We start from the raw sequence: 22022 nt of genomic DNA on the forward strand, positions 1-22022 counted from the left end.
TTTATTCGCAATAAAATTCAACAATAACAATAATAATTAGAATAGTATTCTATTTTTACGCTTCAAGCGAGATCAAAGAAAAATTCATGACGCTCGTTTTCATGCGCTGTTTTCTGTTTCGCTCCCGGCATTTTTTCCCCGGTCCTCGTGGCGGAATTATTCTGAAGCCAGACCAGGAGAACGAACGATGACACCGCCCGAACACAACATATGCATATATACGGCGCGAACGGAAGAGGTGGTCGCATGATCGGCTTAACGCTCGGCATACGTCCCCGAAACATGGGTGACATCGGTTTTTCCCTGACCGCGTTCTCGCCCCTGCGGGCCCGTCTGGCGGCCGGGCAGAATGCCACGATCTTCGTGAACGGCGACAGCACCGCCCATGCCGAAGCCGGACCATTTCAGCAATTTGCGATGATGCTCGGCGATCTGCACGATACGACGGTGGTGTTATACCGCTGGGCGGAATGGGAGACGAGCGCCGCCACCGGGCCGAAAACCTATGCGCCCCCACTCACGCTGCGCGCCGGCAAAGGAGCGACGCTGACGCTTTATCTTGCGACGCTGCCCGGCGGCATGGCGGGTTACATGCTTGCGGAACAGCGCGCAGCGGCGCTGAAGATTCCCCGCCCCGATCTCTGCATCATGCATCATGGCCACAATATGCAGACCTTCGAAGCGCCCGGCGGCATTTTAAGCTCCGGACGGTCCACCCTGCTCGGACCGCTGGGAATGACCGAATGGCAATGGCCAAATGCTCCGCAACTCATCACCACGCAGAATCCGTGGCGGGATGGGACGGGTTACGACAAGGTCTATCAGGCGATCCTCGACCTGGCCCGATCCTATCCGAACCTCACGCTGGTGGATACGCATGCCGCATTTCTGGCGAAAGGCAAGGACGCCGCGCTTTATCGGGACAATGTTCACCCGAACGATGCGGGCTCCCGGCTGATTGCCCGGACCCTGTTCGGTTCCTATCTAGGATCGGCAGGCGATAACAACTTCCAGACACCTTGCTGGCCAAAGCTGCCTGCCGCCAATCTCATCGGCAATGGCGATTTCTCCGATTGGACCGGTTCCGTTCCGACGGGCTGGGGAATGACTTCACCAGGCTCCGCCACCAAAGCCACCGACATCATCTTCTCCCCGTCCTTCGCAAGCAGCCTCGCCCTCTCTCCAAATGGCAGCCAGATCGCCGGGCTTACGCGCAATTTCCGCAATGCGGAAGCCATAGCGATGATAGGCAGGACCGTTTCTTTCGCTGTGCTTTACAAGAACAACGAGAAGCAGCGTCTGCCCTACATAACGCTGGTTACGAAAAGCGGCGGCTCAGTCCGGACAATCGCTTGTTTCGCCCTGCAATTCGGAGGTGCCAACATCGCCGGCAATAGCGGTTGGATGTGGGCGATAGCCAACGGGGTCGCCATAGACCCCGATATCAACCCGGCGGGGTATAATTTCTATCTGCGAATCCTTCCGGCATTCGGGACCAGCGCGCCCACCTCGAATGAACCGATTCACATTCAGCGCGTCATCGCCGTCGAAGGGGATTTACCGAGAGGCAATCTGATCTCGTGACGAAACGATAAAATATCTTGCGCGGTGACGTCATCGAGCTCACTAATGGTCGCCATATTATATTGATTGCCACGCGGTACCGCTCTCCTATGGACAGTCGAAATCCGCTCACAAAAGATAGAGACTGCGGATGAAAAGACCAGCAAATCATGTGGCATTGCGCCAGCCCGCTATACCGGGTTTTGTTTTGGCAATGCCGCTTTACCCTTCAAAAACAATCAATATTCCCGGCCTCTTTCTCGCGATATTCGTTTTTGCCATTGGTTTCTTCATTCAATGCAATGTGGCGACCAGCAATATTGGCCTGCGTTTCCTCAATATTACCGACATGCTGGTGCTGATGACGCTGCCCGTCATCGCGCTGCTTTACATTCGCTGCCTGACGCCGTCGATTATCCTGTTTTATCTTCTTCCGCTGACGGTGCTGTTTATCCTCACGACGCTCTTTGCCGACGCGCGCGGCGATGGCGAATTTTATACAACGGCGATGACCTATTTTTATGCGATCTATTTTCTGTTCTTTGCCTATCTGCTGTTCAAGGAAAACCTGCTCGAACTGTTCTGCTGGGGCATATTTGCGGGCTTCATAGCGGTGACGATCCTGCTTTTCCTGGACATCGTCATTCATGACCAGCTCGCCTCCCTCGGATTGTCCTTCATGTTCGATGAGGCGGGCGTGCTGGAGCTTGCGGCGAAAGGTGAGATAACCCCGCTGCTTTTGCGCGTCGAAAAGGCAGGCGGCATCTGGCCCGTGGGTAACACGGCTGGACCGGCCTTCGCGCTGGCCGGAGCAGCGGCGGCCTATGTCGCCGAACGCCACAAACGCCCCGCGCTGTTTGCCGTGTTTCTACTTGTATATCTTGCGAGCTTTACCCTTACGCTTAACCGCTCGGGGGTGTTTGCCGTCCTCGCCATCGGGCTCTATTTCTACGTCCGGAATTTTTCGATCAAAATGCTGCTCAGCACCTATTTCGGTTTTGCCTTGAGCGCCCTCGTCATCGCCGCCGTTTTGCCGCTCGGCGCTTTCGATTTTGCGGAACAGGCCTTTTCGAAACGTTTTCTCGAGGACAGCAATAGCAGCAACAACTTGCATGAGCGGTGGGAGACGATCACCGGCGGTTTTCAGGTCATGTTCCAGCATCCTTTGGGCATAGGATTTACCGCACGATACGAAGAGCTTGCGCAGATATCGAGGATCGGGACGCCACATAATGGTTTTATGGCCACCGCCTATGCGTCCGGGTTGGGATTTTGCATCATGAGCGCCTTCGCGCTTTTTTATGCAATTTTCCGGAAACGGAAAATCGGCTTTTTCGCCTATTCTGCAATCGGCGTCATCATCGGCTATCAATTCGAAGAGCTGAATTTCAACCCCGTCTTCATGGCCCATGTGGGACTTGCGCTTGCCTATGCCGCCATTGATCTGGACTTCAGGCTTTTCCTGAAAAACACGATGATGCGGATGCTGGGAACGGCAGACAGTGCCCGTAACAGGGAAGAAGGAAGCCTCATCGGGAACAGGCCGGGTCTAAGTCCGCCTATGTTCTGACCGAACGCTTCAGGCGACGTCGACGATCTCGATCTCCCTCCCGCCCAAACTGACGAGATCGCCGGCCGCTTTTCCCATCAGCACCCTTGCAATCGGGGAAACATAGGACATCGTTCCCGCAGCGGGATCGGCTTCATCTTCGCCGACGATCCGGAACCGTTGCGTTCGCCCGTCATCGCGGCTGAACGTCACCAGGCTGCCGAAAGCGACGACGCCATCCGCTGGCGGATCAGGCATCAATTGCGCGGTGCGGACCCGCTCGGAGAAATATCGCAAATCGCGTAGCGGGCTGGCGGAAATGCGCCGTCTTTCATTGATGTCTTCAATGGCATTGGCCGCCTCACAGGCTTCGCGCGCCAGCCGCAACTGCTCTTCCAGCGCCTTCAGCCCGGACTGCGTTACCAGATTGGGATGAGGCGAGATTACCCGATCCGGCAGAACGGTTTCGGCTGCGGTTTCCGCACTGTCTTCCTTGGTGAAGGCTACGCTCAATCCTGACACTCCATTCCCGAGATGCCCCGCGACATATCTGCGATCCGCCCCAATCCTGCCATCGCGCGCAGGGGCACCGCAAGACCGCGCTGCGCCGGTTCAAAAACGAATATGTAACAGGCGGAAGCGGGTCATGACAACGCGTCCCGTTCAACAGCTGAATGCAACCGCAACGGAACATACCCCTCATATTTCGGCCTAACAGGAGGCTTTTTGCCCTGTTAGGGTGTGCAGCAGGAGGAGTGAGACACCAACGCTAACGGACAGGAGACGGTTCATGGCCCGAACAGTAGTGAATGCGCTTGGAGACACACTCTATTACAGCGGCAGTTCCACGGGATTTTTCTCCGCCACGGGTTCCGGCCCGCTGCTTACCGGCACCGCAGGCAATGATTCCATGTGGGGCGACAGTTCCGTCAACGTGACCATGGCGGGCGGCACGGGCGACGATATTTATTATCTCTATTCGAGCATCAATCGCGCCGCCGAAAATGCCGGGGAAGGTATCGACACCATCGATACCTGGATGAGTTACACCCTGCCCGACAATTTCGAGAATCTGCGGGTAACGGGTGACGGGCGTTATGCCTTCGGCAATTCGCTCGACAATATCATCACCGGCGGGTCGGGCAGCCAGACGATCGATGGCGGGGCCGGCAACGACGTGCTGATCGGTGGCGGCGGGGCCGACACCTTTGTTTTCACGAGCGGCAACGGCACCGATCTCATCACGGATTTCAGCGCCAATGACACGATCCGGCTCAATGGCTACGGCATCACATCTTTCGATCAGCTTGTCGGCAGCGCCACGCAGCAAGGCAGCGACCTGTGGCTCAATTTTTCGAATGGCGAGGCCATCGTTCTTGCTGGAACGACCATAGACGACCTTCAGGCCGACCAATTCGAACTCAGCCTCGACCGATCGTCCCTCACCCAGACCTTTGCCGATGAATTCGATACGCTCTCGTTGCGCAGCGGCGATCAGGGCACCTGGGACGCCAAATATTGGTGGGCGCCGGAAAAGGGAAGCTCGCTGACGACGAATGGCGAGGCGCAATGGTACATCAACCCGGCCTATGCCGGCACGTCGGAGGTCAACCCTTTCAGCGTCGAAAACGGCGTCCTGACCATTACCGCCGAGGAGACCCCGCAGTCGATTGCCGACGAGGTCGAAGGTTATGATTATACCTCGGGGATGCTGAACACCTATTCCTCCTTCAGCCAGACCTATGGCTATTTCGAAATCCGCGCCGATATGCCGACCGACCGGGGCGCCTGGCCTGCCTTCTGGCTCCTGCCCGAAGACGGCTCCTGGCCGCCTGAACTCGATGTCATCGAAATGCGCGGTCAGAACCCCAATACGCTCATCATGTCCGCCCATTCCAACGCCACCGGTGAACAGACCTCGGTCATCAACAATGTCAGCGTGCCGAGCACCGAAGGGTTTCACACTTACGGCCTGTTGTGGGATGCCGAGCACATAACCTGGTATTTCGACGATGTCGCCGTGGCGCAGACGGATACGCCTGACGATATGCATGACCCCATGTATATGGTCGTCAACCTTGCCGTTGGCGGCACGGCAGGAACGCCATCGGACGCTGATTTCAGCGACGGCTCGCAGATGATGATCGATTATATCAGGGCCTATTCGCTCTCCGACTGGGCAGCATGAATTAAAACACCGGCAGTCGCATCGGGACTGCCGGTGTTTCAAACATCAGCCTCTCGGCTTACACCCTGTTCAGGCCAATCACTCGGCCGCGAGCTGCATGCGGGCGCTATTTAGCGAAATCAGATGCCGCGCCGTTTCGAGGCTTGCCGGCTGTTCGGCGCGATAACGGCGGCCGATTTCCATCATCAGCACGGTATCGGGCAGGAAGGAAAGTTCCGAGAAGATATCCTGCCAGTCGATATCGCCCCAGCCGAGCGGCATGTGCAGATCGCCGATGCCGAGTGCTGTGTTTTCCTGCGGGAAATAGGGCTGATAGAAGCCCTGCGGGCGGCCGAAGGAATCGTGCACATGCAGATGGCCGGCAACCGGCGCCATGGCGCGAAGCTCATCGCGGAAATCGAGACCACGATAGGTGGATTCGAGATAGGCATGGCTGAAGTCGATCAGCGCAACGAGATTGTCGTGACCGACAGCCTTCACGGTCGCTGCCACTTCGGCCGGCGTCTGGCGATATTGGCCGGGTTCGGTGGAGAAGATATTCTCAAGGGCGATTCGCACGCCATAGGGCCGGCAGAATTCCGCCAGTTCGAAAAGCGCGTCCCGCTCGCGGCTGTCGGCATCGGCCCGTTCGGCGATCTGGTCGGCACGCAGCGCGCCGCTATGCTGGACGAGAATGCCCGCACCGATACGGTCGCATAGAACGGCAAGCGCCTTGGCCGCATCGATCTGGTAACGGCATGTCACCGGATCCATGAAATTCGAAGAGACGAGACCGTGCACGGTGTAGCGGAAGTCGAACTGCTTTGCGAGCGACACAAAACGGTCGGCGCGCTCCTCGATGATCCGGCCGCCGGCGATCATGTCGAGGCTTGTTGCGGCGATTTCCACGGTATCGCAGCCAATTTCGGCAAGCGCGCGCAGATCGTTTTCGAGGGTGGCCAACTCGCCATCATCCGAGCCGGCGTTGAAGCCGGTACCTATAAGATTGCTCACTTCGTCATCTCCAGGGCTAGAAAGGTCATGGGAGTTCGGGTGCCGCACATGCGACGCCACTTCAAACAGGTCCGGGCGGTCGATATTGACGTCGCCTATCCCGGGCGATGCGATGTCGTAAAAAAGTCCGAGGCCGCCGCCGTTTTGGTAAAAAGCGACCGGGACATGGTGATCCGTTTCCGTTGAAACCGATCACTCAATTAAGTTTCTTCATTTACAGCTTTATGACATTTCCGCAGGCGAACAGCAGGGAGAGCGGGCCTTCGTGGCTGGACAGGCGGCAGCATGAAGAAGTGCGCGGGAGGCCGTCGGAAGGTCAGGTTATGGACACTCGGGTCCGCTCAAACGGCGAAATAGCCGCAAAATGCGGCGATGGGCCTGCGCGCCAGAACGTCGAAGCCGGATGTCTTCCGGCGGGAGGTGCTAACCGAGATTGTGAACCATGAAATAAATCAGCCAGCAATGCGCGATGGCCAATATCGCCCAGGCCCATTTTGCGGCCCTGATATCGGCATCGACAACCCTGTTTCGAATCTCGGTCCTGCCCGACGCCTCTTTTCCGGCTCGATCGTCGCCGACGGTGGATGCGGGCAATGTCTGGGAAACGGGCTCGCTGACAACGTAGAGCCTGTCGCTGCGCAGAAGCGGGCGCGGCTCGTCCTCGACGCTCTCCGCATCGGAAAGCGTATCGTCGCCGGAAGCGCAATTCACCGCCACAAGCTGCGATGACATCCCCCTGTTACGCACTTTACCTCTATTGGGCATCATAATGTTCCACACAATAAAAATAAAAATATTCTCGGGTGACTTCCGATAAAGCCGTGCTTTACCGGACATGCCGCAATACGCGCATCCATGCCTTCCGCCCGTTGTCCCAAAGGGCGCCTCCCGCGATCAGGCCACCGGAACTCCCGGCAGACCACGCTTGCCCGCATAAGGTTTTGCCTCCCGCTGGATCAGGAAGACGGATTTTTCCACCGGCAGCGGCTCAATCGTCCGGTAACGCTGAAACCGCCTGGAATATTCGAACCGGATGAGCCTGTCGTCGAACTTGCCCGCCAGAACGCGATAGCCGTTGACGAATTCATTCAGGATTTCCAGTTCTTCTCCCCAAACCCAGCCGCCGTAGGACGTCCCTTCATTCGAACGCAGCACGATCTCGAAAAAGTGCCCGCCCGCCACCAGCGGCATGCGAAAGAGAATATCGAGATTATCCTCGTCCTCGTCGTCGCCCTTTTCCGCCGACAGCCTGGCATGCGCGACCTTCGCATGGACCAGCGCCGAGACCGGATAGAACGGACGGCCCTTGAACCACATGAATTCACTGACCGCATATCCGACATCGTCGGCACGCTGGTAAGGCTCGATACGCGGCTCGAAGGCCATGTAGCTTCCGTTAAACGCTATCACTGTCGAAAATTCCCGATGCCTGCCCGTCGCATGTCCGCTGTTTTCCACCCGTCATTCATGCTTCTGTCTGCGACAATAGGCAGGCCGCGTCACACCAGCGTCAAATGGAACGCTATGATGACTTTCAATTTCCCGGACACGTTGTTAGATGATGATTCATGAGGGGACGAAAGTGGCTGGGAACGCTGAACTGATACCGATCCGGCTTTTTGGCACCCCGCGCTGTGACGCGGTGCGGGAGGCATTTTTTCCGTCCAAGGGCTTCGCCCTTACCGCCGCCCTCATCCTTGCGCCGAACCAGTCCCTTTCCCGCCAGCATGCCGCATCGCTTTTGTGGGAAAATGTCGAGCAGAAAAGGGCTCTCGGCAATTTGCGGCAGCTCATTCTCCGCCTGCAGAAACTGCCTAATGAGGACGATGCCATCCTTCTGACCGAAGGAAACGACCTGAAGGCCGGTAAGCTGGCGCAGCGCACCGACCTTGCCATCTTCCTGGCCGGCGCAAGGGCGGAAGACCCGATGCGGCGGCTCAATGCGCTGCTCGAATTCGGCGGCGAGTTGCTGGAGGGGCTGGAGGCCGGGCAGGACCATCTTTATCTCTGGCTGCTTTCGGAGCGCCGCCGTCTCAGGGACCTGTTCTTTTCGAGCTACACCCAGCTTCTGGAGGAATTGACGCGGTTCGGTCGCGCCAGCTCGAACGACATCGCCAGACTTGCCGAATGCGCCTGCAAGATCGAACCGGAGCGCGAAGAAACCTACCGCGCCGCCATGGCGGCCTATGCGCGGATCGGAAATATCAGCGCCTGCGAGGGCATGTACCAGCTTCTGATGGAGCAGCTTCGTCAGGAGGGTCGTTCGCCGGAAGCGGAAACCGTGGCGCTGAGGCGGAGAATACAAAGTCTGGCCGCCACGATAACGGCCCCCGCCGAGCCGGAAGAAGGCAGTCGCCGAAAATCAATGGCAAAACCGCGTGTCGCATTCGTCCGCCCGGCACGGGTCGACGGGCAGCCGGTCTCGCCGGTCATGCACGCCTTCGTCGAGGATGTCGCCAACAGCCTTGTCCGATACCGCACCTTCACCGTCCTTTCGCCGCACAGCACCTTTGCGCTGGCGCATGACCGGGCCGATGACGGCTACGCCATGCTGCGGGCGGATTACCGCATCATTTCGACCGTGTTCGACGAAACCCGCATGTCGGTTGCGCTGATCGAGGATGCAAGCGGTGAAATCGTCTGGTCACTGGAGGCGGTCCTGACCGAACGGCATATCCACGCTGCCTTCCGGCTGCTCTCCAAACAGGTGGCGGCGGCGCTTGCCCGCGAAATCGAGCGGCTTCAGGTGGAGCCCGACCGCAACCACAGCGGCGAGGCCTACCGGCAATTGCTGGAAGGCCAGCAGCTTCTGCGCGGCAAATGCGATCTGCCGCTTCTCAGAAGAGCCCGTTCGATGTTCCGCAAGGCCGTCGATCTCGACCACAGCATGGCGGTTGCCCGCGCCCGCGTGGCACAGAGCCTGCAACTCGAATGGCTGATGCTGGGCGGCAACGACCCCCATCTCCTGCACCGCGCCAAAGCGGAGGCCGATTCTTCCGTCGAGATCGACCCCGCCCTTGGTGTGGGCCACTGGATGTGCGCGGTGGTGGCGCTCTACCAGCGGGACTTCGATATCTCTGCCGAAAAATTCTTCGAGGCGGAGGCGCTGGCGCCCAACTCGGCCGACCTCCTGCTCCAGCATGCCGATGCGCTCGCTCATTTCGGCGATGCGGAAATCGCCTGGGAGAAGTTTCAGCAGGCCATTGACCTCAATCCGCTGGCGCCCGACATCTACTGGTGGGCCGGCGCCAGCATCGCTTTCAAGCGCGAGGATTACGGCACGGCGGTGGAACTGTGCGGGCGGATGGAAAATGACGAGCCTGCGCTGCGCGTCCTTACCGCAAGCCACGCGCTGCATGGCGATCTGGCCTCCGCCCGGGAATCCGGCAACAGGCTTCAGGAAAACTATCCGGGTATGACGGCGAGGGAGATCAGCAGCCTGTCTCCAGACCGGGACCCGATAGCGAATGAAAAATTCTATCACGCACTTCGATTAGCTGGGATCAAATAGGAGATACTATGTCCTCGCATTTCTTCATTGTCGGAAAAAAGGGTTTCGGCGTTCTCTTCATTCGCACGGCGCCGCTCAGGGTTGCGTCCGTGTCGCATGAGACGATTGCCGCCTATGAAGCCAGCCATCCCGGCGTGGATGGCTATGCCCGCGTGGCAGCCGCCGCAAAGTCCATGCTCGTTCGCCAGAACGGCCAGCCGGAAGCGGAACTGGACCAGGTTCAGATTCAGGGCATCGAAGCCCTCGTCTCCGGCGGCGCGGTCGTTTCCGAAGCCGATTTCGCCTTCATCGGCGAAGTGAACGACGCCGGCTGGGATTTCAACCGCATGGTACAGGCACCGATCGAAGCGGCCCTGAAGGCTGTCGGCCCGGCCGGCTCCGTCACCGGCGAGCTGTTCGACGCCATCCTTGCCGACGACAGCCACACGGCGCCCTGATCGCGGTCTCGCAGCCTTGACCGGCGCCGATGCTCCCATATCAGCGACAGCGGCTTCAAGGCATGTCGACGCTTCGTTCTTCGATCCCGGACTGCTTCGGCGGTTCGGGATTACCCGTGTCGGCGACGTGACCGGCCTCGATATTATCGGCATTCCCGTCTGGTTCGCGGCCCGGCCCAATTCGCGCGGGCTGTCGGTCTCGCAGGGCAAGGGGCTTGTCGCGGAACAGGCCCGGCTATCGGCGATCATGGAGGCGATCGAAGGCGCGGTCGCGGAAGAAACCCGCAAACATATCGCCGCCTTCAGCTCCGTTCAGGAGATGCGGGACAAAGGGGTTCCTCTCATTCCCTTCGAAACCGTCGGTAGGGTCGATTGCGACGCGCTCGATCCGCGAAAAGAACGCGCCTGGGTGAAGGGCACATCCATTCGCCGGCAGGGGGAGGTTTTTGCGCCTTACGAACTTGTCGGCATGGATTTCCGGGTGGATTTCCCATGGGACCGGCAGGCCTTCCGCATGAGTTCCCAAGGGCTCGCGGCGGGGTTCGACCACGACCATGCGGTCCTCCATGCCCTGCTCGAACTCATTGAAAACGATGCCTGCTTTCTCGTCGACACTTTCGAGACGCGCGCCATCGCACCGCGACCGGTCCTCATTCCGGCGGGCGTCGATCCTTCCTTCGACGGTCTTGTTCAGCACCTGTCGAATATCGGCCTGCCGCCATCCTTCTTCGACCTGACGAATGGGCTTGGCGTGCCGGTTATGATGGCGAGCCTGCCCCGGTCGCTTCAGGCGCAGGACGGGCCAGCCACCCGCAGCGCCGCGGGCGCTGCCTGCCGGCCGGATATCCATGGCGCTGCGATTGCAGCCTTGCTGGAGGCGATCCAGTCGCGATTGACCGATATCAGCGGCGCGAGGGACGATCTTTCCCCTCTCCGCTACCAGCGGGATATGGTTGCGGCCGGGTCTTCGGCCCCCGGCGTGCAGCCGATGGAAAGGGTGCCGGCCAATCTTGATTTTATACATGACGCGTCTTCGCCGCCATGGCACCAGCTTGCGACGCACCTGTTCGCCGGCAGCATCGAGGATATCTATGTCTTTCCGATGGAAACGGAGGTATCCGGCCTGCATGTGGTGCGGGTTCTGGCAAGCGGCCTTGCCCCGGCCGGCGGCGGCCTGCAACACATCTCGCAGCGCACCCTCGATCACCTGCTGACCGTCGGAGGCCTCGGATGAAGCCGGTGGTTTTTGCAGGGCCGTCCATCCACGGCATCGCAGCCGAGCATATATCCGGTCTCGATCTTCGCGGTCCGGCCGCCTGCGGCGATATTTTCGATGCGGTTCGGCAAGGCGTCGGAACAATCGGGCTGATCGACGGGCTCTATGGCGATTGCGCCGCCGTCTGGCACAAGGAAATCCTGTTTGCACTGTCGAGCGGCGTCACCGTTTTCGGCGCCGCCAGCATGGGGGCGCTCAGGGCGGCGGAATGCGCCCCCTTCGGCATGATCGGCATCGGCGAGATTTTCGAGGCCTATCGGGATGGGCGGCGTTTTTCCGATGCCGATGTGGCGGTGAGCCACGCACCCGGCGCGCTCGATTACCGCCCGCTGACAGTCGCGCTGGTCGATGCCGAGGCGACGCTTGCCGCCTGCCGCGATACGGTCGCTCCAGAGGAATATGACGCGCTCACCCGCGCAGCCAACAATCTGCATTTTACCCGCAGGACATGGCGCGCCATCGCCGCGGAAGCCGGCCTCGGCTCCGAGACGGCAAATCTGCTCGCGGCCAATGCCGTTTCCGTCAAAAGAAACGATGCGGCAAGGCTTCTGACAACGCTCGCTGGCGAAACCTTGCCATCCCCCCCGCCGCCATCATGGAAACTCCAGAATACGATGTTTTTCCAGCAATTGGCGGCAAGGCAGGCGGCAGGGGACAAAAGGTCTTGAGCGCCATCCGACCCCTGCCTCTGATGCCCGATTGCGGCGGGCTGATCCGCACGATTGCGCTCGCACTACCCGCCTCTTTTTTTGCGGAAAACAGGGCCGCTGACACTGTTTCACCGCTCGTTCCAATTGGAAACCTGCTCTCGGCCCTGCCTGCAGATATCACCGCCGTTATCGTGACCGATCGAGCCCGTCTCGGGTCAGCACGAGACTGGCTCGGCAGCCTGCTAACCCCCTGCGGCACCGAGCTGATACCCCTTGCCGGAAACGACGGCATTTCGCATCCATGGATACAGGACATACTCCATGTGCGTGCGGTTGATGCTGCGGCGGAATTCGTCCTGGTGGCGGAGAAGGCCATCGGTGTCAGCCTGGCCGAATATCTGGGAGCGGCAACCACGCATTCGGATGTCGCCTTGGCAGGGGGCAACCAGCTTGTCGGCCCGGATTTTCGACTGGTGGGCCATTCCAGCCTGCAGGATGACAGGGGGATCGGAAGGAATGCGGCCATCCCTTCGCTTCGGTGGCAAAAAATTCAGGCTCTCGACGGCGGAAGCATCTTCAGTTTCGGATATCGGCCGGAAGATCTCGGCAAAGTCCCGGTCTCTTCCGATTTTTCCGCGATGGAAACTTGCGGAGCGGAGATTGCCGGCAAAAAAATGCACCAATGCGGCTTCCACGTTGACCAGTTCGTTTCCGTCACCGGTCTGAGAAGCGGCGGCCGGCCGCTATTGCTCGTTGCCGACCCTGTCGCGCATGGCGGATGCAATGCCCGCGCCGCAACCGAGCTGAAAAGAAAACTGGACGCCTCGGCACTTTGGCTCGCGCGGCAGGGCTTTGCGATAGAACGAAATCCCATCCCGCTTTCGCCGGCCATCGACACCAACAAATGCCTGCCCAGACTTTACAACAATGTCATTCTTGAAAATGTCATACGTTCCGGTCAGAAACGGCCATTCGTCTGGATTCCGCATTTCGGCGATACCGAGTCGCTTGAGGAATTCGATGCAATGAACCGAGAAATTTGGGACAGAATCGGCTTTCAGACCATCGGCGTGGCCGGATGGAGCCATCTTTCCAGCCGCAACGGTGCGTTGCGTTGTGCAACAAAAATAATAAATCGCGGTCCAGACACGCGATTATGAACGAAAAATCGTGCAATTTCGTCAATAAAGCGTCATAATACCCGTGGAAATTGTGTTGAATGTATACCTTCAACAATATTAATTGATAATCATCGGATTTAAGAACCTCAACCGGAGGAATTTGTAATGCACGCCAAGCTACCCAGCCCGATCGACGTCCATGTCGGCGCACAAATCAGAATGCGCCGCAAGTCGCTCGGCATGAGCCAGAGTGCGCTGGCCGGGCGATTGGGCATCACCTTCCAGCAGGTCCAGAAGTATGAAAAGGGCGCCAATCGTGTCGGCGCGTCCCGTCTGCAGGCCATTGCGTCGATTCTCGGCGTTGAGGTCAGCTCCCTGTTCGCCAATGCCACGCCCGATGGCGACCCGGCCAATCCGGCCCTTGGCACGATCAATGCCATGCAGACCTTCGTGGCCTCGAATGAAGGCTTTTCGCTCAACCAGGCCTTTTCGCGCATCAAGAGCGCCGCCGTGCGCAGAAGCATCGTCGCTCTCGTGACATCGCTCGCCGCCACTGAAGCGGCGGAAAATGCCGCCGCGCCGGCGGACAAAAACGACGATTGACGCAGGTGTGACGCTCGCGTGACGCTCGATGTGGTCGAAAATGAACAACGCAACATTATCGCGTTTTCATACTGTCGACTGTCGAGAGGGAATCATGGCGGCGTCTACCACAGCTATACTTGAACAGGACAATGCAGACGAGATTCTGGCGCTCGGGCGGATGGTTTCCTATCTTTGCCAGCGCTCGAAATCTCTGGAACTGGGCATGTCGACCTATTTCCTGGAGATGGCATTGTTGTCGCTGGCCCAGGACATCAATCAGCAGGGTCTGCCGCCGGTAAGCGCAGAGCTGAATGTCGGCGCCTTCGCACAGGCCGACCTGCATTGAACGCTTTCGCAACGGCGTAAATCCGCCGGGATTGAGCGTTTCCACATCGATCTCCAGTCGTAGGCCCGGAAACGTTCATCTGCCTGTCCGGCTGGCTCCATCCTCCCGGAGAGGCTTTCATATGCCCTCCCCCACATTTTCCCGGCGGAAGCCATGATGGAGGCCCGGTTCTCGCCGGGCCTCCATTCATATCAGAGCACCGCACGGCGAAGCTCGGCAGCGGCAGCAACCATGTTGACCAGTGCCGGCCTGACCTCTTCCCATTTACGCGTCTTCAGGCCGCAATCCGGATTGATCCAGAGCTGCCGGTCGTCAAGCCGCTCTCGCGCCAGCGCCAGAAGATCGACCATTTCTCCAACCGCCGGCACACGCGGGGAATGGATGTCGTAAACGCCGGGACCGATCTGGTTCGGGTATTTGTAGGTCCGAAACGCATCCAGCAATTCCATCTTCGAACGCGAGGTCTCGATGGAGATCACGTCGGCGTCCATGGCAGCAATGGCATCGATGATCTGGTTGAATTCGGAATAGCACATATGGGTGTGAACCTGTGTGCGGTCGCCCACACCGCTGGAGCAAATGCGGAAGCATTCCACCGCCCAGCCGAGATAATCCTGCCAATGCCGGTGCCGAAGCGGCAGTCCTTCGCGAAGAGCTGCCTCATCGATCTGGATCATCTGCGCACCGGCCGCTTCGAGATCATTGACCTCATCGCGGATGGCGAGCGCGATCTGGCGGCATGTCAGGCTTCTGGCGATATCGTCGCGGACGAAGGACCAGTTGAGGATCGTCACCGGCCCGGTCAGCATGCCCTTGACGGGTTTGTCGGTGAGCGACTGCGAATATTCCCACCAGCGAACCGTCATCGCTTTCGGACGCGACACGTCGCCGAAAATAATGGGTGGACGCACATAACGCGAGCCGTAACTCTGCACCCATGCATGCTGGGTGAAAGCGAAACCGGAAAGCTGTTCGCCGAAATATTGCACCATGTCATTGCGCTCGAACTCGCCATGCACGAGAACGTCGAGACCGATTTCCTCCTGCCAGCGAATGGTTGCTTCGGTTTCCTTCTGCAGGAATTTTTCATATTGCGCATCGGTCAGCGCGCCCTTCGAATGCGCCGATCGGGCCTTGCGCACCTCCGGCGTCTGCGGGAAGGAGCCGATGGTCGTCGTCGGGAAAAGCGGCAGCGCAATGGCCTGCGATTGCACTTTCTGCCGCTCGGCAAACGGGCTCACCCGCTTCCTGTCAGCCTCGCCAATCGTCGCAATACGCTTCTGCACGGCGACGTCCGTCACCTTCGGCGAGGATGCACGCGCGGCAACGGCCTTAGAGGCAGCCTCCAGTTCCGTCGCAATAGCAGCCTTGCCCTCACCGAGAGCTCTGCCAAGCGTGGCAAGTTCGCCGAGCTTCTGGGTGGCGAAGGAAAGCCAGCTTTTCAGATCGGCATCGAGGCCGGTTTCCAGTTCGAGATCGACCGAGACATGCAGCAGCGAGCAGGACGGCGCGATCTGAAACGCCGCCGCACCGCGTGCCGCGATCACCGGTTCCAATCGGGTAATGATTGCAGCGAGATCAGCGCGCCAGATGTTGCGGCCGTCTATGACACCCAGCGACAGGACGCGATTTTCCGGCAACGTCTTCAACACCGTCTCCAGCGCATCGGGCGCTCGCACCAGATCGATATGAAGGCCCGCGACCGGCAGCGATGCGACGGCTTCGAGATTGTCCTCAAGCCCACCGAAATAGGTGGCGAGCAGGATTTTCAGATCCGGCGCGGCCTTCGACAAAGCCCGATAGGCCACAGCCAGCGCGTGCCGCTCCCCCTCGGAAAGATCGAGCACGGCGACCGGCTCATCGATCTGCACCCAGTCCGCACCGGCCGCGCGCAGGCGACGCAGCAGCTCTTCATAGACGGGCAGCAACCTTGCCAGCAGATCGAGAGGCTTGAAGGCTGCCTCGCGCGCCTTGGCAAGCTTCAGGAACGTGACCGGGCCGAGAATGACCGGACGCGTATGGATGCCGAGCGCCTTCGCCTCAAGGAAGTGGTCGACCGGCTTTTGCGAGGTCAGCACGAAATGCTGATCTCTGAAACCTCCGGCACCATGTAGTGATAGTTGGTGTCGAACCATTTGGTCATTTCCAGCGCCGGAACGCCCTGACCATGATGCGAGTGTCCTTCATGCCCATGGCCGCAGCCTGCATGGCCTTCGCTCTGGCTGCCGCGCACCATGGCGAAATAGGTGGAGAGGGAAACATCTCCACCCGCCCATCCATAGAGGGATGGAATGGCGCCCACCATCACGGCCGTATCGAGAACGTGATCGTAAAGGGAGAAATCGTTGGACGGGATATGGGTAATCCCCTTCTCAAGCTGGAGCGCCCAGTTTGCGGCACGCAACCTAGCTGCGGTTTCGAGCAGTTCCGTCTCGGAAATCTTGCCGGACCAGAAGCCTTCAAGCGCGAACTTCAGTTCGCGATGGCGTCCGATCCTCGGAAAACCGAGCGATGCGACTGGAATGGTCTTGTCTGGCATTGTCATACCCCATTTGGTTGTGGGGGCATGGGTAAAGCGGACGCGTGCAGGCCCGGCCTTTGCCGGACCATTGCAGCAACCACCGGGACACCCCGCCCGTGGACGTTATTTTGTCCTGGCAGGTCTCCTGGCTTACGGGTCGTCGCCTTTGTCCGTCTTCCCGGGGTTTACTCCAGTGACGTGTTGGACAAAGGCTCGCCGCTTACAGTTGCGGGGGCAGCTCCGGTCTTGCCGATCATCGGCGCACCGGATTCCCTCTTAGCTCCGGGATCGAACAAACAAGCCCGGAGAACCATGACACCCGCATTTCTCACCACGGGCGTCACGATGTCAATAGACATAAAGAAATCTTTATATCTTTATTTCACTGAGTTCAGAGCGCGACCGCACCCGGCCCCGGCACCGCACCGGCCGGCACCTTGCCCAGAATGATCATGCCAAGCACCTCGTCCTTGGTGACATCCTGCGTGCGGGCATGGCCTACCACCTTGCCGTTCTTCATCACGAAGACCCGGTCGGCCAGATCGAAGACATCGTGAATATCGTGGCTGATGAGGAAGATGCCGATGCCCTGCCGTTTCAGCTCCTTGACGAGATCGCCCACCTGCGCCGTTTCCTGCGGCCCGAGTGCTGCCGTCGGCTCGTCCATAATGAGGATGCGGGCATCGAACAGAATGGCGCGGGCAATGGCGACGGACTGCCGCTGGCCGCCCGAAAGCGCCTTCACCGGTTCCTTGAACCGCCGGAAATTGGGGTTGAGACGCCCCATCACCTCGCGGGCCGAGGCTTCCATGGCGACATCGTCAAGCGTGCCCCATTTCGTCTTCAACTCGCGGCCGAGATAAAGATTGGCGGCCGCATCGACATTGTCGGCCACGGCCAGTGTCTGGTAGATGGTCTCGATGCCGTATTTCTTGGCGTCGCGGGGATTGCGGATATCGGCATCCTCGCCATTGATGAGGATATCGCCGCCATCGCGCCGGTAAGCGCCGGAAAGGATCTTGATGAGGGTCGATTTGCCCGCGCCATTGTGGCCGAGAAGGGCGACCACCTCACCGGGGAAAAGATCGACAGAGGCGTTTTCCACCGCATGGATACCGCCGAAGGAAATGGAAATATTGCGCATTTCCACGAGGGGCGTGACTTGGTCCGTCATAGGAGTTCTCCTCGGTTCTTACTTGGCGCGGGCGCGGTAGATGGTGTCGAGCCAGACGGCGACGACCAGGACCACACCGACGACGATGCGCTGGAAGGGCGTATCGATGCCCACCAGCACCATGCCGGATTGCAGCGACTGCATGACGAGCGCGCCGAGCATCGCGCCCGCTATGGTTCCGACACCGCCGGCAAGCGAAGTGCCGCCGATGACGGCCGCCGCGATGGTGTAAAGCTCGTCCAGCTCGCCCTGGGCATTGGTCGCCGCATTGAGGCGGGCAGTCGAAATCGCCGCGGCGATGGCGCACAGAACGCCCATCAACGTGAAGATCTTCACCGTCACCCAGCGGGTCTTGATGCCGGCGAGTTCGGCTGCTTCCGGATTGCCGCCGATGGCGAAGACATAACGTCCGAAGCGCAGCCTTGTGGCGATGAAGGTCATGACCGCACCGACGGCAAGCGCCATCAACACCGGAATGGCGATGCCGTGCGAAATGAACAGACCGCCTTCAGGCCAGGCGATGCCATTAGCGTCGGCATAGTTGCGGGCGATGTTGACCGGCCATGGATAGCTGTTGACCACCGCCACGAAACCGACAACGACAAGGCAGCCGAGCGCGGCCAGAAAATATTCCGCCCAGACGGGCCGCAACGGGAAGCCGAAACGGCGGCGCTGATGGCGGGAATTCAGGATGGCCGCGATGATGGCGACGCAGGCGATGACGGCGGCGATCCAGCTCCATGTCGCACCAATCGAACCGCTGGTGCCGCCGCCCATCAGGCGGAAGGTGGAATCCATCGGCGCCACGGTGCGGCCGCTGGTGATGAACCAGGTGCCGCCGCGCCAGACGAGCAGACCGCCGAGCGTGACGATGAAGGACGGCACGTTGAGGAAGGCGATGATGGAGCCCTGCAACATGCCGATGGCGCCGCCGACGAGAATGCCGACCATAAGCGTGACGATCCATGTCGCCCAATGTTCGAAGCCGAGGATCTGCGGCAGGATTTCCGCCTGCATGACACCCATGATCATGCCGGAAAAACCGAGGATCGACCCGACCGAAAGGTCGATATTGCGGGTGACGATGACGAGCACCATGCCGGTCGCCATGACGGCCACGGACGCGGTCTGCACGGAAAGGTTCCAGAGGTTTCGCGGCGTCAGGAACAGCCCGCCGGACAGGATATGAAATCCGATCCAGATCAGAAGAAGCGCACCGACCATGCCGAGCAGCCTGGTATCCAGCTCGGTGGCGTTGATGAAGCGCGTTATCGAGCCTGTTTTTTCCGTCTTTTGCGACGTTGTGGAATTGGATTGGGTCATATCGGCCATGAACTGCCGGTGCTCCTTACATCTTAGAGCGTTTTCGCTTTTCCCTGAATCGCGAAAACGCTCCAACGCTTTGTTCTGGCACATTTCCGGACGGAAAACCGGGCTCCACTTTTCCTGGAAATGCTCTAACTCTTTGTTTTGCGCATTTCCGCACGGAAAACCGGGGCCCACTTTTCCTGGAAATGCTCTAAAAGGCGCCGCGCCATGAACCATGGCGCAGCGCCCGAACCGGGACCTATTCGATCAATCGCAGGCTTTGACGGTTCCGGCCTTCACACCCTGGCAGGCCGTTTCCTTCTTGATCCAGCCGGCATCGATGACGACGTTCAGATTGTCCTTGGTGATGGCGATCGGCTTCAGGAAGACCGACTGCATCGTGACCTTCTTCGGGCCGCCATCAAAGGCCGTGACGCCCTTGATCTCCGTCATCTTCTTGCCGCCGGCCAGTTCCAGCGCGATGCCTGCCGCTTCCTTGCCGAGTTCACGGCTGTCCTTCCAGACCGACACCGTCTGCGTGCCGAGCGCGACGCGGTTCAGCGCGGCGAAATCGGCATCCTGACCGGAAACGGGAACCGAACCGGCCATGCCCTGCGCGGCGAGAGCGGCGATTGCACCGCCGGCCGTGCCGTCATTCGAGGCGACGACCGCATCGACCTTGTTGTTATTCTTGGTCAGGAACTGTTCCATGTTCTTCTGGGCATTTTCCGGCTTCCAGCCATCGGTATAGGCTTCGCCGACATTCTTGATCTTGCCGCCGTCAATGGCCGCCTTCAGCACTTCCTGCTGACCGGCGAACAGGAAGTCCGCATTCGGGTCGGAAGAAGAGCCCTTGATGAAGACGTAATTGCCTTCGGGCTTCACCTTGAAGACTTCGGCAGCCTGCAGACGGCCGACTTCCTTGTTATCGAAGGTGATGTAGAAGGCATTCTGGTTTTCGATCAGGCGGTCGTAACCAACGACCGGAATGCCCTCGGCAACGGCCTTTTCAACGGCCGGGCCAATCGCGTCGCTGTCCTGCGCCAGAATGATCAGCGCGTTGGCGCCCTGCGAGATCAGCGATTCCACATCGGTCAGCTGCTTTGCGGCGGATGATTGCGCATCGGCGGAGATGTATTTCGCGCCGGCCTTGTCGAGCGCCGCCTTGATGGCCGCCTCATCCGTTTTCCAGCGTTCTTCCTGGAAATTCGACCAGGAAACGCCGACGACGAGATCGGCCGCGATAGCAGCGGTATGCAGTGAGACGAGTACGGCTGTACCCGCCAAAAGCTTGGCAAAAGAATTCATGATGTCCTCCCGGTAAGGGCGAAGCCCCACACCTCCATGCAGGAAAAACGCCCGGAAAAAGCTGCCGGTCTCTGTGGTTTCACAATTTTCTCGACAGTCGAGAAAATTAATGTCAGAGATTCCCCATGCTGTCAACAACGGCTGCGGGCAGCATCCGGGTGCCTTGATCTTCGCTCTGGCATGCGCCATCAGAGTGGATCAGCACGACAGGAAAAAGGCCGTTCAGGGAGCATGCCCCAGCCCATGTCCGCCATTGCAAGTACGGAACTGGTGCGCCAGAAAAACAGCCTGTCGGTGATGGCGGCGCTGCGCCTGCACGGCAGCCTTTCCCATACCGACATGTCGTCTTTCACCGGGCTTGCCTCCGCAACCGTGTCCGCCATCACAACCGAGCTTGAGCGGGCCGGGCTCATTCTGCGGAAAGAGCAGCTCGCCACCGCCGGCCGCGGCCGGCCGCGCATTCTCTTCGGCCCGCGCGGCGCTTTCTGTCATGTCGCCATCGTCATCATCTCTTCCGACAGCGTGCAATATTCGCTGGTCGATTATGCCGGCAAGCTGGTGGACCGCTTTACCGAACAGAGGATTGCGGCTGAGAAAGGCACATTCGGCAGCGCGATCCTCGCCGGTCTCGCAAGACTTGCCGATCGCTCGCGCATCGACCGGCACGATATCCTCCAGGTCTCGATCAGCAGCAAGGGGCTGGTGGATGCGGCCGCGGCAACGCTCGTCTGGTCGCCGGTTCTCGGTGACGAAAGGATCGATTTCCAGCGGCTCGTTTCCGGGGACGGGCGCATTCGCGTGACGCTGAACAACGAGACGCTGCTGGCCGCAAAAGCCATTTGGATGCGGGAACAGGCACGGGAAAACCCGGCGCCGGAAGCCCTCGTCACCCTGTCGCTCGGCCACAGCATCGGCCTTGGCATCGCCCGCTCGACGGGCGGCGCAATCGAGGTCAGCGCCCCCAATTTCGGCCATATGCTGCATCTGGCCGACGGCGCGCTGTGCCGTTGCGGCACCAAAGGCTGCATTGAGGCCTATTGCGGGTTTTACGCCATCCTGCGTTCTGCTTTCGAAGCCCCGCCGCAGGCGGAACCGGCGAAATTCGTGCCGATCGCCGAGGTGGACAAGATCGCCGCCTCGGCCCGCACCGGCGCCCGCATGGCGCGGTTCGCCTTCCGCACCGCCGGACTTGCGCTCGGCAACGGCCTTTCACGCCTCTTCAGCCTGCATGGCCATATGCCGGTCTTCATCACCGGCCCCGGCACCCGCTATTTCGATCTTCTGGAAAGCGGCCTGCGCGACGGTCTGGCGCAATCGCAGGCGGTGCGTTTCGGCGGCATGCCGAAAATTGCGATAGCGCCCAACGAACCGGAACTGGTGTTTGAAGGGCATATGGAACACGCGCTTTCAGCCGCAGACGACTATATCCTGAGCGCCGACGGCCCGGAGAGGCCGGCGAAGAGTTCCGGGAGCTGACGGGGCGACCGGCGGA

General features: G+C 59.7%; 18 protein-coding genes, 1 pseudogene and 1 riboswitch. Of the genes and pseudogenes, 11 read left to right on the forward strand and 8 right to left on the reverse strand.

Translation table 11 applies throughout. The features are described from left to right. Positions 1-246: 246 nt before the first annotated feature. Positions 247-1584: a hypothetical protein gene (locus L901_RS03845; protein WP_059753639.1), complete on the forward strand. Its 1338-nt coding sequence runs from the start codon at positions 247-249 to the stop codon at positions 1582-1584. 130 nt (positions 1585-1714) lie between these two features. Beyond that, the gene (locus tag L901_RS27320; RefSeq protein WP_059753640.1) at positions 1715-3133 is read left to right on the forward strand and encodes an O-antigen ligase family protein; all 1419 of its coding nucleotides are present in this window, start codon (positions 1715-1717) and stop codon (positions 3131-3133) included. 9 nt (positions 3134-3142) lie between these two features. On the opposite strand, the gene greA is transcribed toward L901_RS27320, so the two are convergent. After that, positions 3143-3625: a transcription elongation factor GreA gene (gene greA, locus L901_RS03855; RefSeq protein ID WP_059753643.1), complete on the reverse strand. Its 483-nt coding sequence runs from the start codon at positions 3623-3625 to the stop codon at positions 3143-3145. Between the two features lie 277 nt (positions 3626-3902). On the opposite strand from greA, the gene L901_RS03860 reads away from it, so the two are divergent. Continuing rightward, positions 3903-5300, forward strand: coding sequence for a family 16 glycosylhydrolase (locus tag L901_RS03860; protein WP_020811758.1), 1398 nt, complete (start codon positions 3903-3905; stop codon positions 5298-5300). Between the two features lie 78 nt (positions 5301-5378). Here the strand turns inward: L901_RS03860 and L901_RS03865 are convergent, their stop codons facing one another. The 3 genes from L901_RS03865 to L901_RS03875 all read right to left on the reverse strand — a co-directional run bounded on the left by L901_RS03865 (position 5379) and on the right by L901_RS03875 (position 7679). Then, the gene (locus L901_RS03865) at positions 5379-6293 is read right to left on the reverse strand and encodes a TIM barrel protein (protein ID WP_059753646.1); all 915 of its coding nucleotides are present in this window, start codon (positions 6291-6293) and stop codon (positions 5379-5381) included. Between the two features lie 423 nt (positions 6294-6716). Continuing rightward, on the reverse strand, positions 6717-7058 hold the full coding sequence (locus tag L901_RS03870) for a hypothetical protein (RefSeq protein ID WP_059753710.1): 342 nt from the start codon (positions 7056-7058) through the stop codon (positions 6717-6719). 129 nt (positions 7059-7187) lie between these two features. Next, on the reverse strand, positions 7188-7679 hold the full coding sequence (locus L901_RS03875; RefSeq protein WP_035261386.1) for a hypothetical protein: 492 nt from the start codon (positions 7677-7679) through the stop codon (positions 7188-7190). Between the two features lie 172 nt (positions 7680-7851). On the opposite strand from L901_RS03875, the gene L901_RS03880 reads away from it, so the two are divergent. The 7 genes from L901_RS03880 to L901_RS03910 all read left to right on the forward strand — a co-directional run bounded on the left by L901_RS03880 (position 7852) and on the right by L901_RS03910 (position 14219). Next, positions 7852-9804 carry a BTAD domain-containing putative transcriptional regulator gene (locus L901_RS03880; RefSeq protein ID WP_059753647.1) on the forward strand — a complete coding sequence of 651 codons (1953 nt, stop codon included), beginning with the start codon at positions 7852-7854 and terminating at the stop codon, positions 9802-9804. A gap of 8 nt (positions 9805-9812) precedes the next feature. After that, positions 9813-10241 (forward strand): hypothetical protein, encoded by a 429-nt coding sequence (locus tag L901_RS03885; protein ID WP_059753650.1) that lies wholly within the window; start codon positions 9813-9815, stop codon positions 10239-10241. A gap of 37 nt (positions 10242-10278) precedes the next feature. Continuing rightward, a complete protein-coding gene (locus L901_RS03890; protein WP_059753713.1) occupies positions 10279-11475 on the forward strand; it encodes a YcaO-like family protein in 1197 nt (398 codons plus the stop codon). Beyond that, positions 11472-12185: a TfuA-like protein gene (locus tag L901_RS03895; protein ID WP_059753653.1), complete on the forward strand. Its 714-nt coding sequence runs from the start codon at positions 11472-11474 to the stop codon at positions 12183-12185. Before L901_RS03890 ends, L901_RS03895 begins: the two co-directional genes overlap by 4 nt. Continuing rightward, positions 12182-13327, forward strand: coding sequence for a hypothetical protein (locus tag L901_RS03900; RefSeq protein ID WP_082710454.1), 1146 nt, complete (start codon positions 12182-12184; stop codon positions 13325-13327). The genes L901_RS03895 and L901_RS03900 overlap by 4 nt, the downstream gene beginning before the upstream one ends. Positions 13328-13453: 126 nt before the next feature. Continuing rightward, the gene (locus L901_RS03905; RefSeq protein WP_003520859.1) at positions 13454-13891 is read left to right on the forward strand and encodes a helix-turn-helix domain-containing protein; all 438 of its coding nucleotides are present in this window, start codon (positions 13454-13456) and stop codon (positions 13889-13891) included. A 94-nt stretch (positions 13892-13985) separates the two neighbouring features. Beyond that, the gene (locus L901_RS03910; RefSeq protein WP_020811749.1) at positions 13986-14219 is read left to right on the forward strand and encodes a hypothetical protein; all 234 of its coding nucleotides are present in this window, start codon (positions 13986-13988) and stop codon (positions 14217-14219) included. 191 nt (positions 14220-14410) lie between these two features. Here the strand turns inward: L901_RS03910 and metE are convergent. The 4 genes and pseudogenes from metE to xylF form a co-directional block, all read right to left on the reverse strand. Further along, positions 14411-16758 (reverse strand): annotated as a pseudogene (metE, locus tag L901_RS03915) (5-methyltetrahydropteroyltriglutamate--homocysteine S-methyltransferase). Between the two features lie 99 nt (positions 16759-16857). Further along, positions 16858-17070, reverse strand: a riboswitch (cobalamin riboswitch). A gap of 61 nt (positions 17071-17131) precedes the next feature. Then, positions 17132-17914 (reverse strand): ATP-binding cassette domain-containing protein, encoded by a 783-nt coding sequence (locus tag L901_RS03920; protein WP_059753655.1) that lies wholly within the window; start codon positions 17912-17914, stop codon positions 17132-17134. Between the two features lie 18 nt (positions 17915-17932). Further along, on the reverse strand, positions 17933-19246 hold the full coding sequence (locus L901_RS03925) for a sugar ABC transporter permease (protein WP_059753657.1): 1314 nt from the start codon (positions 19244-19246) through the stop codon (positions 17933-17935). A 243-nt stretch (positions 19247-19489) separates the two neighbouring features. Then, a complete protein-coding gene (gene xylF, locus L901_RS03930; protein WP_059753660.1) occupies positions 19490-20530 on the reverse strand; it encodes a D-xylose ABC transporter substrate-binding protein in 1041 nt (346 codons plus the stop codon). A 243-nt stretch (positions 20531-20773) separates the two neighbouring features. Here xylF and L901_RS03935 point away from each other — a divergent pair, with 243 nt between their 5' ends. Further along, positions 20774-22006: an ROK family transcriptional regulator gene (locus tag L901_RS03935; RefSeq protein WP_059753663.1), complete on the forward strand. Its 1233-nt coding sequence runs from the start codon at positions 20774-20776 to the stop codon at positions 22004-22006. The last annotated feature ends 16 nt before the right edge of the window (positions 22007-22022 follow it).

This window comes from Agrobacterium sp. D14 (assembly GCF_001526505.1).
Lineage (GTDB): Bacteria > Pseudomonadota > Alphaproteobacteria > Rhizobiales > Rhizobiaceae > Agrobacterium > Agrobacterium leguminum.

Bases quoted from the DNA above. Each gene is read 5' to 3' on its own strand.
- L901_RS03845 (WP_059753639.1), top strand. From the start codon at position 247: ATGATCGGCTTAACGCTCGGCATACGTCCCCGAAACATGGGTGACATC.
- L901_RS27320 (WP_059753640.1), top strand. From the start codon at position 1,715: ATGAAAAGACCAGCAAATCATGTGGCATTGCGCCAGCCCGCTATACCG.
- L901_RS03860 (WP_020811758.1), top strand. From the start codon at position 3,903: ATGGCCCGAACAGTAGTGAATGCGCTTGGAGACACACTCTATTACAGC.
- L901_RS03870 (WP_059753710.1), bottom strand. From the start codon at position 7,058: ATGCCCAATAGAGGTAAAGTGCGTAACAGGGGGATGTCATCGCAGCTT.
- L901_RS03875 (WP_035261386.1), bottom strand. From the start codon at position 7,679: ATGGCCTTCGAGCCGCGTATCGAGCCTTACCAGCGTGCCGACGATGTC.
- L901_RS03880 (WP_059753647.1), top strand. From the start codon at position 7,852: ATGATGATTCATGAGGGGACGAAAGTGGCTGGGAACGCTGAACTGATA.
- L901_RS03885 (WP_059753650.1), top strand. From the start codon at position 9,813: ATGTCCTCGCATTTCTTCATTGTCGGAAAAAAGGGTTTCGGCGTTCTC.
- L901_RS03895 (WP_059753653.1), top strand. From the start codon at position 11,472: ATGAAGCCGGTGGTTTTTGCAGGGCCGTCCATCCACGGCATCGCAGCC.
- L901_RS03905 (WP_003520859.1), top strand. From the start codon at position 13,454: ATGCACGCCAAGCTACCCAGCCCGATCGACGTCCATGTCGGCGCACAA.
- L901_RS03910 (WP_020811749.1), top strand. From the start codon at position 13,986: ATGGCGGCGTCTACCACAGCTATACTTGAACAGGACAATGCAGACGAG.
- L901_RS03920 (WP_059753655.1), bottom strand. From the start codon at position 17,914: ATGACGGACCAAGTCACGCCCCTCGTGGAAATGCGCAATATTTCCATT.
- L901_RS03925 (WP_059753657.1), bottom strand. From the start codon at position 19,246: ATGGCCGATATGACCCAATCCAATTCCACAACGTCGCAAAAGACGGAA.
- xylF (WP_059753660.1), bottom strand. From the start codon at position 20,530: ATGAATTCTTTTGCCAAGCTTTTGGCGGGTACAGCCGTACTCGTCTCA.
- L901_RS03935 (WP_059753663.1), top strand. From the start codon at position 20,774: ATGTCCGCCATTGCAAGTACGGAACTGGTGCGCCAGAAAAACAGCCTG.